The following is a 15,668-nucleotide window of genomic DNA, read 5'->3' on the forward strand; positions in this document are numbered from 1 at the left end:
GCTCAGCGGCCGTGCGTCGCCGCCGCGGCGGCCTCGCCGCGCGGCGCCGCGCCCTTGCGCGCCGCGACGATGAAGTCCGCCGCGCGCTCGCCGATCATCACCGACGGCGCATTGGTGTTCCCGCCGATCAGCGTCGGCATCACCGACGCGTCCACCACGCGCAGGCCGTCGACGCCGCGCACGCGCAGCTGCGGATCGACGACCGCGCGCGCATCCGAACCCATCCGGCAGGTGCCGACCGGGTGATAGATCGTGTCCGCGTGCGCGACGATGGTCGCGCGCAGCTCGGCCTCGCTCTGGTCGGCGCGCGTATAGAGCTCGCGTCCACCCTGCGACGCGAGCGGCGGCTGCGAGAGGATCCGGCGCATCGCCTGCGCGCCGCGCACCAGCAGATCGAGATCGCGCGGATCGGAGAAGAAGCGCGGATCGATCAGCGGCGCATCGCGCGCATCGCCGCTCGCGAGCGCGACCGTGCCGCGGCTGAACGGACGCAGCGCGCACACGTGCAGCGAATAGCCGAAGCCCCAGTGCATTTTGCGGTTGTGATCGTCGACCAGTGCGGTGCAGAAATGCAACTGCAGGTCGGGACGATCGAGCGACGGATCGCTCTTGATGAAGCCGCCCGCTTCCGCGACGTTGCTCGTCATCATCCCGGTGCGGCTCGAGAAATAGCGCGCCAGCGCGGGCGTCATCTTCGCGATCCCGCGCAGGCAGACGCCGACCAGCTCCGACGAATTCACGCGCGTGTTGATGATGAAGTCGATGTGATCGATCAGGTTCGCCCCGACGTCCGGCGCATCCTGCACGACCGCGATCCCGTGCCGGCGCAACTGATCGGCCGGGCCGATGCCCGAGCACATCAGCAGTTGCGGCGAATTGAACGCGCCCGCCGACAGAATCACTTCCGCGCGCGCGCCGAGCGTCTCGACGCGGCCGTTGCGCGACACCGCGACGCCGACCGCACGCTTGCCGTCGAAGCCGACGCGCAGCACCGTCGCATCGGTGATCACGTGCAGGTTCGGCCGGTTGCGCCCGTAGATGTAGGCCCGCGCGACGCTGCAGCGCGAACCGTCCCGATGCGTGACCTGGTAGAAGCCGACGCCTTCCTGCGTCGCGCCGTTGAAGTCGTCGTTGAGCGGGTAGCCCGCCGCATGCGCGGCCTGGATGAATCGTTCGGAGAACGGATTGCGAAAGCGCAGATCCGATACCGTGAGCGGGCCGTCCGCGCCGTGCCACGCATCGGCGCCGCGCTGGTTGCCTTCCGCGCGGCGGAAATACGGCAGCACGTCCTGCCAGCCCCAGCCGGTCGCGCCGAGCTGCGCCCACTCGTCGTAGTCGCGCGGATGGCCGCGCGTATAGATCATCGCGTTGATCGCGCTCGAGCCGCCCATCCCGCGCCCGCGCGGCTGATAGCCGCGCCGCCCGCCGAGGCCCGGCTGCGGCACGGTCTCGTAGCCGTAGTTGGTGCCGAGCTTGAACGGCACGAGCGCCGCGATGCCGACCGGCATGTTGACCAGCAGGTTGCGTTCGGTGTGCGAGCCCGCCTCGATCAGCGCGATGGTCGCGTCGGGGCAGGCATCGGCGAGGCGGCCGGCGAGGCTCGACCCGCCCGACCCGCCACCCACGATGATGTAGTCGTATTGCATGCACGTCTCCTTCGTGTCATGCGGGGCGCCCGGCGCGGCCCGGTTCCCGCCTTGTAGTGTTCGGGCATTGTAGGAACGGCCGTCGCGCACGCGGCGCATCGAATCAAGAGCGATTCCTCTAAACGCCCGCGTGAACTAAATTTAAGATGTACCGATTCGCTTCGCGCGACGCACCGGCCGCCAGAAGCCATTCCGTCGCGAAACGGGAGAGACGATGATGCAGCGTCGGGTTCTGCAGGCCGTGTGTCGACCGGGTCGCCAAGATGCGTCGCGCACGCGCGGCATTTCATTTCAAACGACGGTACTGCCGCACGCGCGCGACGCGATGCGCACAGCCGATGCAAATCGAACGGCGCGCGGCGCCGCCGACCGTTTGGAACGCCCGGCTTCGTCACACGACAACGCTTGCGAAGCCGCGCTCGCGCACGCGTCGCGCTGCCCCGCTTCGGTGCAGCACACGATGTACGCGCAGCGGTTTCGCGAAGCCGAACGGCGTCGCGTCCGGCCGCCGTCACGCGCCGCACGCGACCTCTTTCGCGCGCCGGCACCGTCGCGCGGATACGACGCCTGCCGCCCGTTGCACCCGGCTTTCGCCTGCCCGCCGATGCGCCACCCGATCCTGGAGGAGACGACATGAAGAACGACCTGCCCGAACTGGCCCCGCAAGCGCAAGCGTCGATCGACGCGATGAGCGCGTTGCTGCGCGACCAGCGCGCGGCCTACCTGCGCGCGCCGTATCCGGCATGGGACACGCGTGCCAAGCACCTGCGCGCGCTGCGCACGATGCTGATCGACCATGCGGATGAGCTCGCCGCCGCGATCAGCGCGGACTTCGGCCATCGCTCGAAACAGGAAGTGCTGCTCGCGGAAATCTGGATGGCGAAGGAAGAGATCGACGACGCGCTGCGGCATGGCAAGCGCTGGATGAAGCCGATCCGCAAGCCGATGAACAAGTGGCTGCGCCCCGCGCGCGCGAAGGTGATGCCGCAACCGCTCGGCGTGGTCGGCATCGTCGCGCCATGGAACTATCCGGTGCTGCTCGCCGCGGGCCCGCTGATCTGCGCGCTCGCGGCCGGCAACCGCGCGATGATCAAGATGTCCGAGCTGACGCCGCGCACGTCGGCGCTGTTCGAACAGCTGATCGCGAAGACCTTCTCGCGCGACCACGTCGCGGTCGTAAGCGGCGACGCGCAGATCGGCGCCGCGTTCAGCACGCTGCCGTTCGATCATCTGCTGTTTACCGGCTCGACGCATGTCGGCCGTCACGTGATGCGCGCCGCGGCCGACAACCTGACGCCCGTCACGCTCGAACTCGGCGGCAAGTCGCCGGCGATCATCGGCCCGAACGCGCGCTTCGACGCCGCCGTCGATGCGATCGTCGCGGGCAAGACGCTGAATGCGGGCCAGACCTGCATCGCACCCGACTACGTGCTGCTGCCGCGCGGCATGGAAGCCGCCTTCATCGAGCGCGCCCGCGCGCGATTCGCGAAGCTGTATCCCGATCTGCCGAACAACGGCGACTACACGACGATCGTGTCCGACCGCCACTTCGCGCGGCTCCAGCATCTCGCGGACGAAGCGCAGGCGGCCGGCGCGCAGCTGCATCCGCTGTCCGATGCGGCGTCCGATCCCGCGTCGCGCCGCTTCGTGCCGTGCGCGGTCACGCAGGTGCCGGCCGCATCGACGCTGATGCAGGAGGAGATCTTCGGGCCGCTGCTGCCGCTGGTGCCGTACGAACGGCTCGACGAGGCGATCGCGTACGTGAATGCGCGCCCGCGACCGCTCGCGCTCTACCTGTTCGACGAGGACGGCGGCACGATCGAGCGCGTGATGCACGAGACGATCTCGGGCGGCGTGACGATCAACGAGGCGCTGATGCACATCGCCTGCGGCAGCCTGCCGTTCGGCGGCGTCGGGGCGAGCGGGATGGGCGCGTATCACGGCTACGACGGCTTCGTCACGTTCTCGAAGATGAAGCCGGTGCTCACGCAGGCGCGCATGAACCTGCGCGGGCTGATCGCGCCGCCGTACGGCAAGCGCTTCGCGGCCGTGATCAAGATGATGCTGAAGTTCTGAATGGCGCGGGCCGCGCGCGTCGCGGCCCGTCCGGAATAACCGCGCACGTCGTCGTGCGCGTCATCCGCGTCATACGGGCCAGAGCGGCCCTTCCTGCATCGCGCCGATCTGCTCGCGCAGTTCGAGCACGCGCGCTTCCCAGTAGCGCGGCGTGTTGAACCACGGGAACGCGGCCGGAAACGCCGGGTCGTCCCAGCGCCGCGCGAGCCACGCCGCGTAGTGAATCAGCCGCAGCGTGCGCAGCGCTTCGACGAGGTGCAGCTCGCGCGGATCGAATTCGCAGAAATCCTCGTAGCCCGCCAGCAGGTCGGCCAGCGCGCGCGACGCGCCGGCACGATCGCCCGGCAGCAGCAGCCACAGATCCTGGACCGCGGGCGCCATCCGGCTGTCGTCGAAATCGACGAAATGCGGGCCTGCGTCGGTCCACAGCACGTTGCTCGGATGGCAGTCGCCGTGCGTGCGCAGCAGGCGAATCTCGCCCGCACGCTCGAACGCCGCCTCGACGCCTTCGAGCGCGAGCGTGACGACCGTCTGATACGCGGGTCGTACGTCGTCCGGAATGAAATCGTGCGCGAGCAGATAGTCGCGCGGCTCGTAGCCGAACGTGCGGATGTCGAGCACGGGACGCGCGACGTACGGCTGCGTCGCGCCGACCGCATGGATCCGGCCGATGAAGCGGCCCAGCCATTCGAGCGTGTCGCTGCGATCGAGATCGGGCGCGCGGCCGCCGCGCCGCTCGAAGATCGAGAAGCGGAAGCCGCCGAACGCGTGCAGCGTGCGGCCGTCGAATTCGCGCGCAGGCACCGCCGGAATCTCGCGCGCGGCGAGTTCGGCGACGAACGCATGTTCCTCGAGGATCGCGTCGTCCGACCAGCGCGCCGGACGATAGAACTTCGCGACGACCGGCGGGCCGTCCTCGACGCCGACCTGGTAGACGCGGTTCTCGTAGCTGTTGAGGGCGAGCAGGCGCCCGTCGGTGCGCAGGCCGGCCGGCATCAGCACGCTGTCGAGCGCGTCGAGCACGCACTCGGGCGTGAGGCCGGCGAACGGCGGGCCGGCGGGAGAAGCGGGGGCGGAAGTGACTTCGTTCATGCCCCGCATTGTGCCGCGCGCCGCACGGAAAGACGAGCGTCCGGCGCGCCGCGCACGTTCAGTGAAGCGCCGCGCCGGCCGGCAGCACGGATTCGCCGGTATCGATCAGGTCCTCGAGAAAGAACGGCTCGGTGTTGAGTTCCTTCGACTCGCCCGGCACGCCCGCGTACCAGGTCACCATGGCCATGTCGCCCAGAATGCGCTGGACGATGCCGCGCGCGCCCTTGGGCACCGCGATATGGGTAGTGCAGACAATCGACCCGACATGCATGATGGTTCCCCACTCTTGAAACTTGAAACCCGGCCCGCTGACGGGCCGGCAAATGCGCGATCCGCGCCGCCCTCGCCGGAGCGTTGCGCGTGATCCCATTGTTCACGGTTTATCGAAGCGCGAAAAGAAGAAGAAGCGGGCAAAACGCCGCGATTTCGTCGAATGTCTCCAATCAACCACTGCGCCGCGCGTGCGCTTGCACGGGCGGATACCCCCATCATACCCTGTCGGATGTGACTGCCCGCCGAATCCGTCCGGGCCGCTGCCGAACGCGCGATTTCCGCTGCTGGCGTATCGTCTGTCCTTTGCCCCGCCCTCAGGAGAGATCGCGTGACTGCGCCCACCGGCACCACGCCCACCGCGTCGCACTCGCCCGCATCGCCCCCGTATCTCGAACGCGGCTCGCGCAGCTACTGGCGCGCGAGCGTCGCGCTGCTGTTCGCCGGCTATGCGACCTTCTCGCTGCTCTACTACGTGCAGCCGCTGCTGCCCGAATTCTCGGCCGCGTTCGGTGCGAGCCCCGCGCAGAGCAGTCTCGCGCTGTCGTTCTCGACGGCCGCGCTCGCCGCCGCCGTGTTCGTCGCCGGCTTCGTCTCCGAAGGACTGAGCCGCCACCGCCTGATGACGGCGTCGCTGACGCTGGCGTCGCTGCTCACGCTGATCGCCGCGTTCGCGCCGCACTGGCACCAGATGCTGGTGCTGCGCGCGCTCACCGGGCTCGCGCTCGGCGGCGTGCCCGCGGTCGGCATGGCGTATCTCGCCGAGGAAGTACATCCCGACGGGCTCGGCCTCGCGATGGGGCTCTACGTCGGCGGCAACGCGATCGGCGGGATGTCCGGCCGCGTGATCGCCGGCGTGCTCGCCGACCTGTTCACGTGGCGCGTCGCGGTCGGCACGATCGGCGTGCTCGGCCTCGCGTCGACGCTCGCGTTTCGCGCGCTGCTGCCGCCGTCGCGTCACTTCACGCCGCGCCGCGGGCTCGGCTTCGCGCACCATCGCGCCGCCCTCGCGCGGCATCTCGCCGGCCGCCGCGAACTGCCCGTGCTGTTCGCGATGGGCTTCATGCTGATGGGCGGCTTCGTCACGCTGTACAACTACGTCGGCTACCGGCTGCTCGCGCCGCCGTATTCGATGAACCAGGCGACGATCGGCGCGATCTTCGTCGTCTATCTGGTCGGCGTGTTCGCGTCGCCGTGGTCCGGGCGCATGGCCGACTCGTTCGGGCGCGGCCGCGTGCTGATCGCGAGCGTCGTCGTGATGCTCGCCGGCGCCGCGCTGACGCTGCTGCAGCCGGTCGCCGCGATCGCGTCCGGCATCGCGTGCGTGACGTTCGGCTTCTTCGCCGGCCACTCGACCGCGAGCGGCTGGGTCGGCCGCCTCGCGACGCAGGGCAAGGGACAGGCCGCCGCGCTGTACCTGCTGTCCTACTATCTCGGCTCGAGCATCGTCGGCTCGCTCGGCGGGCGCTTCTGGAGCACGCACGGCTGGCCGGGCGTCGTGGCGCTCGTCGCCGGGCTGCTCGTCGTCGGGTGCGCGGCCGCGGTGTGGCTGCGCGGTCGCGAACGCAGCGGCCACGCATGACGCTGTGCGGCTTCGCGCACGCGAGCGATGCACGACGGTTCCACGGACCGTGCTGAAGCCCGCGCGTTGCCGGTTGCGCTGCATGCGGACATTGCGTTACCTTTGACGCTCATCCGCATTCGATTGCATTCCGACACGATGCATCCGCTCACGTCCGCCCTTGCAAGATCCCGGCCGCTGCCCGACGCGCGGCCGCGGGCGTGCGCGCATCCGTCGATCCTCCCGCCTCCTGTCGCACCGCCGCTCGTCGGCGCCGCGCCGCCCCCGCCGGCGGCACGCGCCGGCTGACTCGCCGGCTTCTCGTTTCGTCTTCCCTGCGCGCTGTTGCGCCCGTTCGTGCGTCCCGACGCGCGACGTCGTGCCGTGCGCGCGCATGGAACGTTCTGATCCGTTCGACAGGTGGATTCTCATGGTTTCGTTCAAACGCGCGCTTGCCGCGCATGGCGCGACGTCGCTCTTCGTTCTGCTGTGGAGCAGCGGCGCGATCTTCGCCGAACTCGGTCTGCGTCACGCATCCGCGTTCGCCTTTCTCACCGCGCGCTTCGCGCTCGCTTCGCTGGTGCTGCTCGCGCTGGCCCCGATGCGCGGACGCTGGCTGCCGCCGCGCGGCGAACGGCGCATGGCCGCGCTGACCGGCCTGCTGATGATGGGCGGCTATTCGATCTTCTATCTGCTCGCGCTCGAGCGCGGCATCGCGCCGGGCGTGCTCGCGACGATCCTCGGCGTACAGCCGATCCTCACGCTCGCGTTCGTCGAGCGGCGCTGGCAGCCCGCGCGTGTCGCGGGGCTCGCGCTCGCACTCGCCGGCCTCGCGCTGATCGTGTGCCGCGGCGTCGGCGGCGCCGGCCTGCCGCTCGCGGGCATCGCCTGCGCGCTGACCGCGCTCGCCGCGCTGACCGTCGGTTCGCTGCTGCAGAAACGCGTGCGCGCAGCACCCGCCGACGTGCTGCCGCTGCAGAACGCGATCGGGCTCGCGCTGTGCGTGGCGATCGCGCCGTTCCGGCCGATCGCGTTCGAGCCGAGCTGGTCGTTCGTCGTGCCGCTGCTGTGGCTCGGCATCGTGATCTCGGTGATCGCGCAACTGCTGTTCTACCGGCTGATGCAGCGCGGCGACCTCGTCAACGTGACGAGCCTGTTCTATCTCGTGCCCGTCGTCACCACGCTGATGGACGCCGTCTGGCTCGGCAATCGGCCCGAACCGCTCGCGCTGGCCGGGATGGGCGCGATCGTCGCGGGCCTCGCGCTGGTGTTCCGCGCACCGGCCGGTCGCGCGCGCACCGAACGCGCATGAGCGGGCGGGCCGCCGCGTCGATACGTGCGGCGGCCCGCCTCGGTCGGGTACGACGTTTTTGCGCAAAGCGAAAGCAAACGGAAAGACGCGCGCAAGGAATTCGTCCGGATCGCCGGGAAAGTGCGTATTTCGCGCGGCTTTCCGCCGATTTTTAATGGTTCGGATAGCGAAAAACGTCGCCGGGTTGCCTATACTCGAATGGACCGCCCGCTCGCACTCGGGCCGGACTCATAGAGAAATACCCGGCATGGGGCCGGAGTGCGCGCATGCAGGCGCGGCTTCGGCACACGTAGGAGACACCGCATGACGACCTATTTCACGATCGGCGACTTCATCCTCCTGATTCCGATGGCGCTGGCCGGTGCGCTGTTTCTCGGCGCGGTGCCGTGCGCGACCCAGTTCCGTCACAACCTGCTGCGCGTGCTCGGCGTGATCCTCGGGGTCGGTGTCGCCGTGCTGCTGGTCGAAGGCCTGCCTGCTCTGATCTAGCGACGCTGCGCGCCGCTCGCGCATGCCATGCATCGCCGCCGTGCGGCGATGCGGCACAAGTCGCGCGATGCGAGGTGCGCACACGGTCGCACGCCGCATCGACTGCCGGTCAGATCGCCTGATCGGTGGACGGCTTTTCCCACAGATTGATCCCGCCTTCGGTCGCGTAGCGATCGATTTCCGCGAGTTCTTCCGCCGAGAATTCGAGGTTCTTCAACGCCCCGACGTTTTCGCGCACCTGCTCCGCGCGGCTCGCACCGATCAGCGCGGACGTCACGCGGCCGTTGCGCAGCACCCAGGCGAGCGCCATCTGCGCGAGGCTCTGCCCGCGCCGGCTGGCGATCGCGTCGAGCCTGCGCACGTGCTCGAGGTTGTCCGCGCTCAGGTGATCCTGCTTCAGCGAGCCGCCGCCCGGCTTGTTCACGCGCGCGTCGGCCGGCACGCCGTTCAGGTACTTCGACGTCAGCAGCCCCTGCGCGAGCGGCGTGAACGCGATGCTGCCGGTGCCGATCTCGTCGAGCGTATCGAGCAGTTCGCGCTCGACCCAGCGATTGAGCAGGTTGTACGAAGGCTGGTGGATCAGCAGCGGCACCTTGTACTGCGCGAGCAGCTCGGCCATCTCGCGCGTCTTCGCGGCCGAATACGACGAGATGCCGATATACAGCGCCTTGCCCTGCTGCACCGCGGACGCGAGCGCGCCGGCCGTCTCCTCGAGCGGCGTGTGCGCGTCGAAGCGGTGCGAATAGAAGATGTCGACGTAGTCGAGCCCCATCCGCTGCAGGCTCTGGTCGAGGCTCGCGAGCACGTACTTGCGCGAGCCGCCGCCGCTGCCGTACGGGCCCGGCCACATGTCCCAGCCGGCTTTGGTCGAGATCAGCAGTTCGTCGCGGTACGGCCGGAAATCCTCTTTCAGCAGCCGGCCGAAATTGGTTTCCGCGCTGCCGTACGGCGGCCCGTAGTTGTTCGCGAGATCGAAGTGGGTGATGCCGAGGTCGAACGCGGTGCGCAGGATCTCGCGCTGCGTCGTAATCGGCGTCGCGTCGCCGAAGTTGTGCCACAAGCCGAGCGACAGTGCGGGCAGTTTGAGCCCGGACCGGCCGCAGGTGCGGTATTGCATGTCGGCATAACGTTCGGAAGCTGCTTCGTAGGCCATGGAGGTTTCCCGTCAGGACGTCGGACAGAGGCGCGCGCCGACGCCTGCATGCAGCGCGCCGGCGGCGAAGGAAAGCTGCGTCGGTAATGGTAGCGAACCCGGCGCAAGCGCGCACGGCAATGGACGCGAGCGCGGTCGTCGCCTACACTGCGGCGTCTCGAATCACCGTTTCAGCGAGGTTGGTATGTCCCGGGTCATCTCGGTTGCGCTGCTGGTCGGCGGCGTCGTGCTGCTGTATTTCGGCGGCCAGTCGTTTCATTCGCTCAACGACAACATGTCGCGCTTCTTCACCGGCTCGCCCGCCACGAAGACGATCCTGCTGATCGCCGGCGGCGCCGTCGCCTCGCTGATCGGCCTGATCGGTCTCGCGATGCCGGGCGGCAAGCGCTGAGCGTCTCGGCCGCCGCCGCTCAGAACGGCACTTCGGGCTTCGCGGCCGAACGCGTGCCGGGCACCGGCCGGTTGCTCGCGCCGTGGTAGGTGTACACGAGCGAGAACTTCACCTGGTCGGAACGGTTCTGGCCGGCCGAATGCAGCGTGTTGCAGTGGAAGAACACCACGTCGCCGGTCGCGAGCGGCGGGCAGACCGCAGCGTCGATCATCGCGCGGTTCCCGGGCAGGTCGCTGCGGAAGAACTTCGCGTCGTCGAACGCCTCCGGCCCGAATTCCGCCGTATGCGAACCCGGCACGAGCCACAGCGCGCCGTTCTCGTTCGTCTCCGGCCCCAGCGCGAGCCACACCGACACCATATCCGCGCGCTCGAACGCCCAGTAGCGGAAGTCGCGATGCCAGCCGGTCAGGCTGCCGTACGCGGGATGCTTGGTCATCATGCAGTTGTGATGCGCACGCGACAGCACCGGCTCCTCGCCGAAATACGCACGCATCCATGCGCCGATCTCGGGCGCGACCGCCCGTTCGGCGAAGGCCGGATCGCGGCCGTACGCATCGAGCAGACGCCGCACCGTATGGCCGCCCGGCGCATGCTTCGAATCCGGCGCGCCCGGATAGCGCAGGTCCGCTTCAAACTCGATCGGCTCCGCGGCTTCCTGCAACTGCCGCTCGGCGATGCGCCTGAGCGCCGCGCACTGCTGCTCGCCGACGAGGCCGCGCGCGACGACGAAGCCGCGCTCGCGCAATTCCGCGACTTGCGCGCGGATCGATTCCGACTGCAATGGAGACGACATGGGATGCCAGGCGATTATTGTGTGAATGTGACGATTGTAAATCGGCGCCGGATGCCGCGAACAGCACCATTGTCGTGCGCAGGGGCATGCCAATCGGCCATTTGATCGCGGTCAAGGGAACTGTTCGGCGCGCGGCCGGCCTCATCGACAGGCGGTATGCGGCACGTACCATGTGGCACAAGGGTTTATCGCGACTTTTGCCCGTCACGAAACCCCTGTAGCCTGTCGCGGCCTGTCGGTTCCGGCGGGCGCGGCGCGCAGCGCGTTTCGACAGGACGCACTGTGCTTTCCGAGGCCGTTCATACCAGTGCGTTCTTCAAGGGCGCCATCCATTCAAGCGAAGCATCGTTCACATGCCATTCCGTCTGACTTCCCGTTTCAACCGCGCTGCAAAGCGCGTCGTGCCGTCGGCTCCCGCCCGCTCGCTGCGCCATCATCGCGCCCGCACGCGGGCGCTCGCCGAGCGCACGCACGCGCTCGGCCGGCTCGACGGCATCCGTGCGTGGTTCCACGCCTTTTTCTCGATGATGAGCACGCAGGCGTTCGCGCGCCGCGCGGGCCTGCGCTCGCTGCTGCAGAAGCCGTCGTCGCTGCGCGCGCTCGCGCTGCGCCGCACGCTCGGCCCGCAGCGCCGCGTGAACCGCCCGCGGCGTCTCGCCGCCAGCAACGGCTGGTTCGGCTTCGGCGCGCGCTGAGCGCTGCGCTCGCCCGCGCGCAGGCGCGGGATCGCAACCCAATAAAAAACCCCGGCATTGCCGGGGTTTTTCGTTTCGGGCGGACGGCGCTTACGCGACGCGTGCCGTCGGCTCGACACCGGCCGCTTCGGCCAGCGCGAGCGCCTTGTCGGTCGCTTCCCACGAGAATTCCGGCTCTTCGCGGCCGAAGTGGCCGTAAGCGGCGGTCTTTTCGTAGATCGGGCGCAGCAGGTCGAGCATCTTGATGATGCCCTTCGGACGCAGGTCGAAATGCTCGCGCACGAGCTTCGTGATCACCGCATCCGACACGCGGCCCGTGCCGAACGTGTTGACCATCACCGAGGTCGGCTCGGCCACGCCGATCGCGTACGACACCTGGATCAGCGCGCGCGACGCGAGGCCCGCGGCGACGATGTTCTTCGCGACGTAACGGCCCGCATACGCGGCCGAACGGTCGACCTTCGACGGATCCTTGCCCGAGAACGCGCCGCCGCCGTGCGGTGCGGCACCGCCGTAGGTGTCGACGATGATCTTGCGGCCGGTCAGGCCGCAGTCGCCCTGCGGGCCGCCGATCACGAACCGGCCGGTCGGGTTCACCAGGAACTTGATGTCGCCCTTGATCAGGTCGGCCGGCAGCGTCGGCTTGATGATTTCCTCGATCACGGCTTCGCGCAGCGCCGGCAGCTCGATGTCCGGTGCATGCTGCGTCGACAGCACGACGGTGTCGATCGAGTCGGGACGACCGTCGACGTAGCGGACCGTCACCTGCGACTTCGCGTCCGGGCGCAGCCACTGCAGGCGGCCGTCGCGGCGCAGGCTGGCCTGGCGCTCGACGAGGCGGTGCGACAGGTAGATCGGCAGCGGCATCAGTTCCGGCGTTTCGTCGCAGGCATAGCCGAACATCAGGCCCTGGTCGCCCGCGCCCTGGTCGAGGTTGTCGTCATGCGCGCGGTCGACGCCCTGCGCGATGTCCGGCGACTGCTTGTCGTAAGCGACGAGCACCGCGCAACCCTTGTAGTCGATGCCGTAGTCGGTATTGTCGTAACCGATGCGCTTGATCGTGTCGCGCGCGATCTGGATGTAGTCGATGTTCGCCGTCGTGGTGATTTCACCGGCCAGCACGACGAGGCCCGTGTTGCACAGCGTTTCGGCGGCAACGCGGGAGTATTTGTCCTGCTCGAGGATGGCGTCGAGAATCGCGTCCGAGATCTGGTCCGCGACTTTGTCCGGATGGCCTTCGGAGACGGATTCGGACGTGAAGAGATAATCGTTTGCCACTTTTTCAGGCTCCTTGATGGTTACGGTCGGTTTCACGTAGCCAGCTTCTTTCGGCCTGAAGCGGCGACGCTTTAGCGGATTACCAGTACCGGGCAGCGCGCTTCGCGCCAGCCGGCTTCGCCCCGCAAGTTGTCAGTTAACTCGGCGAAGCCCGTATTATAGCGGCTTTCCTGAATTGTCACAGAGCGCCGCCCGTGCTGCATCTTCCGCTGTCTTACCACCTTGTTCGCAACGCGCCGGCCAGCCGGTTCCACGGAGGTTTCGCATGCTAGGTCGTCTCGGCACGCACCTCGCCATCGGCTTGCTGAAACTGCTCGCCCTGCTGCCGTACGGCCTGACCGCACGGTTCGGCGATGGTCTCGGCTGGCTGCTGTACCAGATCCCCAGCCGGCGAAAACGCATCGTACACACCAATCTGAAACTCTGCTTCCCCGACTGGAGCGACGCGCGCCGCGAGGAAGTCGCGGGCCGGCATTTCCGCCATGCGATCCGCAGCTACGTCGAGCGCAGCGTGCAGTGGTTCGGCTCAGAGAAGAAGCTCGCGAAGCTGATCCAGGTCGACAGCGCGGTCGATCTCGACGATCCCGACCTGCCGCCGACGCTGTTCCTCGGCCTGCATTTCGTCGGCATCGAAGCCGGCTCGATCTGGCTGAACCGGTCGCTGCACCGCCGCTGCGGCTCGCTGTACCAGCCGTTCTCGAACGCAGTGCTCGAGGAGGAAGCGAAAAAGGCGCGCGGCCGCTTCGACGCCGAGATGGTCGGCCGCGCGGACAGCGCCCGCGTCGTGCTGCGCTGGCTGCGCGACCGCAAGCCGGTGATGCTCGGCGCCGACATGGATTACGGGCTGCGCAACTCGACGTTCGTGCCGTTCTTCGGCGTGCCCGCGTGCACGCTGACGGCGGTCGGCCGGCTCGCGAAGACGGGCCGCGCGCAGGTCGTGCCGTTCATCGGCGAGGTGCTGCCAAACTACCAGGGCTACCGCCTGAAGGTGTTCAAGCCGTGGGATCACTACCCGACCGGCGACGACGACCTCGACGCGCGGCGGATGAACGCGTTCCTCGAGGAACAGATCCCGCTGATGCCCGAACAGTATTACTGGGTCCACAAGCGCTTCAAGACGCGCCCGCCCGGCGAGCCGAGCCTCTACTGAGCCGCGGGCGGCAGCCGCGCCCGCGCGGGACGCCCCTGTCGGCTGCATGTATCATTTACGGCTGAGATCGGCACGGCGCAGCCGTACCGGCCGCCTTGTTCGCCATGGAATTCCGGACCCTGTGAAACTCTCGTTCACCAAGATGCACGGCGCGGGCAACGACTTCGTCGTGCTCGACGGCTATTCGCGCGCGCTGCCGCCGCTCACCGAAGCGCAGGTGCGCGCGCTCGCCAACCGACACTTCGGGATCGGCGCCGACCAGCTGCTGCTCGTCGAGAAGCCGACCGTCGACGGGGCGGATTTCAAATACCGGATCTTCAATTGCGACGGCGGCGAAGTCGAACACTGCGGCAACGGCGCGCGCTGCTTCGTGAAGTTCGTCAACGACCGCGGCCTGACCGACCGGCGCAGCGTGCGCGTGCAGGTGATGAAGGGCCTGATCACGCTGACGATGCAGGACAACGGTGAAGTCGTCGTCGACATGGGCGCGCCGGTATTCGCGCCCGCCCAGGTGCCGTTCGACGCCGCCGGCCTCGAGGGCCGCGCGGAAGGCCGCGACACGCTCTGGCCGCTCGACGTCGGCGGCCGCACGCGCTGGATCACGACGGTGTCGATGGGCAACCCGCACGCGGTGCAGGTCGTCGACGACGCCGAAGCCTATCCCGTGCTCGAAGAAGGCCCGCTGATCGAGCGCCATGCGCGCTTCCCGCAGCGCGTGAACGCCGGCTTCATGCAGATCGTGTCGCGCCACGAGGTGAAGCTGCGCGTGTACGAGCGCGGCGCGGGCGAAACGCTCGCATGCGGCACCGGCGCGTGTGCGGCGGTCGCCGCCGGCATCCGCCGCGGGCTGCTCGATTCGCCGGTGACCGTGCACACGCACGGCGGCACGCTGACGATCAGCTGGGACGGCGCGCGCGACGAAACCGCCGCGCTGATGATGGCCGGACCCGCCACGACCGTGTTCGAAGGCGAGATCGACCTGCACGTGTAACCCTTCAACGTCCTCGTTAATCACTGAACGCGCCAGCCCCATGAACGATCGCGAAGTCGCCGACTACCTGCTCGCCAATCCCGAATTCTTCGCGCGGCACGCCGAACTGCTCGCGACGATCCGCCTCGCGAACCCGCACGGCAAGGCCGCGATCTCGCTGCAGGAACGGCAGATGGAGATGCTGCGCGACAAGAACAAGCATCTCGAACGCCGCCTCGCCGAGCTCGTGCGCTACGGCCACGAGAACGACAGCCTGTCCGCGAAGTTCAGCCGCTGGACCTCCCGCGTGATCGCCGAGCGCGATCCGTATGCGCTGCCGCGCACGATCGCCGACGGCATCGCCGACGTGTTCGACGTGCCGCAGACCGCGCTGCGCGTGTGGGACGTCGCCGAAACCTACTCGCAGGCCGAGTTCGCCCGCCAGGTCGGCGAGGAAGTGCGGCTCTTCGCGAACGGGCTCGCGACGCCGTACTGCGGCGCGAACACGGGCTTCGAGGCCGCCCAGTGGCTCGCGCCCGCGGCTGTCGCGCCGGCCGCGAACGCGGCGGAAGGCGGCGACGCCGTGCCGGCCGGCGACGGCTCGGCCGCATCGGTCGCGCTGCTCGCACTGCGCGCGCCGCAAGCCGGCCCGGACGCGCCCGCGTTCGGCCTGCTGGTGCTCGGCTCGCCCGACCCGCGCCGCTTCCACGACGCGATGGCCACCGACTTCCTCGCGCAGATCGCGACGCTCGCGAGCGCCGCACTCACGCGCCTGCTGCCGCACTGAGCGCG

16 protein-coding genes are annotated in these 15,668 nt (G+C 68.7%); 10 read left to right on the forward strand and 6 right to left on the reverse strand.

Going from position 1 to position 15,668, the window contains the following annotated elements:
* Nucleotides 1-2 precede the first annotated feature (2 nt).
* A complete protein-coding gene (locus WS57_RS34205; protein WP_059516870.1) occupies nucleotides 3-1,646 on the reverse strand; it encodes a GMC family oxidoreductase in 1,644 nt (547 codons plus the stop codon).
* Nucleotides 1,647-1,860: 214 nt separating this feature from the next.
* On the opposite strand from WS57_RS34205, the gene WS57_RS34210 reads away from it, so the two are divergent.
* Together WS57_RS34210 and WS57_RS34215 are read left to right on the forward strand one after the other, a co-directional pair.
* Entirely contained in the window at nucleotides 1,861-2,283 is a 423-nt protein-coding gene (locus WS57_RS34210) for a hypothetical protein (RefSeq protein WP_069245399.1), read from the forward strand.
* On the forward strand, nucleotides 2,280-3,722 hold the full coding sequence (locus WS57_RS34215) for a coniferyl aldehyde dehydrogenase (protein WP_069245400.1): 1,443 nt from the start codon (nucleotides 2,280-2,282) through the stop codon (nucleotides 3,720-3,722). Before WS57_RS34210 ends, WS57_RS34215 begins: the two co-directional genes overlap by 4 nt.
* Before the next feature lie 69 nt (nucleotides 3,723-3,791).
* On the opposite strand, the gene WS57_RS34220 is transcribed toward WS57_RS34215, so the two are convergent.
* Both WS57_RS34220 and WS57_RS34225 read right to left on the reverse strand, forming a co-directional pair.
* Entirely contained in the window at nucleotides 3,792-4,823 is a 1,032-nt protein-coding gene (locus WS57_RS34220) for a serine/threonine protein kinase (RefSeq protein ID WP_059516876.1), read from the reverse strand.
* Between the two features lie 49 nt (nucleotides 4,824-4,872).
* Entirely contained in the window at nucleotides 4,873-5,085 is a 213-nt protein-coding gene (locus tag WS57_RS34225) for a hypothetical protein (RefSeq protein WP_004198969.1), read from the reverse strand.
* 330 nt (nucleotides 5,086-5,415) lie between these two features.
* Between WS57_RS34225 and WS57_RS34230 the strand changes: the two genes are divergently transcribed.
* The 3 genes from WS57_RS34230 to WS57_RS34240 all read left to right on the forward strand — a co-directional run bounded on the left by WS57_RS34230 (nucleotide 5,416) and on the right by WS57_RS34240 (nucleotide 8,446).
* A complete protein-coding gene (locus WS57_RS34230) occupies nucleotides 5,416-6,666 on the forward strand; it encodes an MFS transporter (RefSeq protein WP_069245401.1) in 1,251 nt (416 codons plus the stop codon).
* Between the two features lie 409 nt (nucleotides 6,667-7,075).
* On the forward strand, nucleotides 7,076-7,957 hold the full coding sequence (locus WS57_RS34235; protein WP_059516880.1) for a DMT family transporter: 882 nt from the start codon (nucleotides 7,076-7,078) through the stop codon (nucleotides 7,955-7,957).
* Between the two features lie 303 nt (nucleotides 7,958-8,260).
* Nucleotides 8,261-8,446, forward strand: coding sequence for a hypothetical protein (locus tag WS57_RS34240; RefSeq protein ID WP_006482800.1), 186 nt, complete (start codon nucleotides 8,261-8,263; stop codon nucleotides 8,444-8,446).
* 109 nt (nucleotides 8,447-8,555) lie between these two features.
* On the opposite strand, the gene mgrA is transcribed toward WS57_RS34240, so the two are convergent.
* Nucleotides 8,556-9,599, reverse strand: coding sequence for an L-glyceraldehyde 3-phosphate reductase (gene mgrA, locus WS57_RS34245; protein WP_009695496.1), 1,044 nt, complete (start codon nucleotides 9,597-9,599; stop codon nucleotides 8,556-8,558).
* 184 nt (nucleotides 9,600-9,783) lie between these two features.
* Between mgrA and WS57_RS34250 the strand changes: the two genes are divergently transcribed.
* Nucleotides 9,784-9,990: a DUF3185 family protein gene (locus WS57_RS34250; protein ID WP_040128495.1), complete on the forward strand. Its 207-nt coding sequence runs from the start codon at nucleotides 9,784-9,786 to the stop codon at nucleotides 9,988-9,990.
* A 19-nt stretch (nucleotides 9,991-10,009) separates the two neighbouring features.
* Here the strand turns inward: WS57_RS34250 and WS57_RS34255 are convergent, their stop codons facing one another.
* Entirely contained in the window at nucleotides 10,010-10,783 is a 774-nt protein-coding gene (locus tag WS57_RS34255) for a phytanoyl-CoA dioxygenase family protein (RefSeq protein ID WP_009695498.1), read from the reverse strand.
* 353 nt (nucleotides 10,784-11,136) lie between these two features.
* Between WS57_RS34255 and WS57_RS34260 the strand changes: the two genes are divergently transcribed.
* A complete protein-coding gene (locus tag WS57_RS34260; protein WP_040128499.1) occupies nucleotides 11,137-11,478 on the forward strand; it encodes a hypothetical protein in 342 nt (113 codons plus the stop codon).
* Between the two features lie 90 nt (nucleotides 11,479-11,568).
* Here the strand turns inward: WS57_RS34260 and metK are convergent, their stop codons facing one another.
* A complete protein-coding gene (gene metK, locus WS57_RS34265; RefSeq protein WP_040128500.1) occupies nucleotides 11,569-12,756 on the reverse strand; it encodes a methionine adenosyltransferase in 1,188 nt (395 codons plus the stop codon).
* Nucleotides 12,757-13,021: 265 nt separating this feature from the next.
* Here metK and lpxL point away from each other — a divergent pair, with 265 nt between their 5' ends.
* From lpxL to WS57_RS34280, 3 genes are all read left to right on the forward strand, one after another.
* Entirely contained in the window at nucleotides 13,022-13,906 is an 885-nt protein-coding gene (gene lpxL / locus WS57_RS34270) for a lauroyl acyltransferase LpxL (RefSeq protein ID WP_040128501.1), read from the forward strand.
* Between the two features lie 121 nt (nucleotides 13,907-14,027).
* Entirely contained in the window at nucleotides 14,028-14,897 is an 870-nt protein-coding gene (gene dapF, locus WS57_RS34275; RefSeq protein WP_009695247.1) for a diaminopimelate epimerase, read from the forward strand.
* 40 nt (nucleotides 14,898-14,937) lie between these two features.
* Nucleotides 14,938-15,663 (forward strand): DUF484 family protein, encoded by a 726-nt coding sequence (locus tag WS57_RS34280; RefSeq protein WP_040128503.1) that lies wholly within the window; start codon nucleotides 14,938-14,940, stop codon nucleotides 15,661-15,663.
* Nucleotides 15,664-15,668: the final 5 nt, after the last annotated feature.

Origin of the sequence: Burkholderia pseudomultivorans (assembly GCF_001718415.1) — a bacterium.
Taxonomy (GTDB): domain Bacteria; phylum Pseudomonadota; class Gammaproteobacteria; order Burkholderiales; family Burkholderiaceae; genus Burkholderia; species Burkholderia pseudomultivorans_A.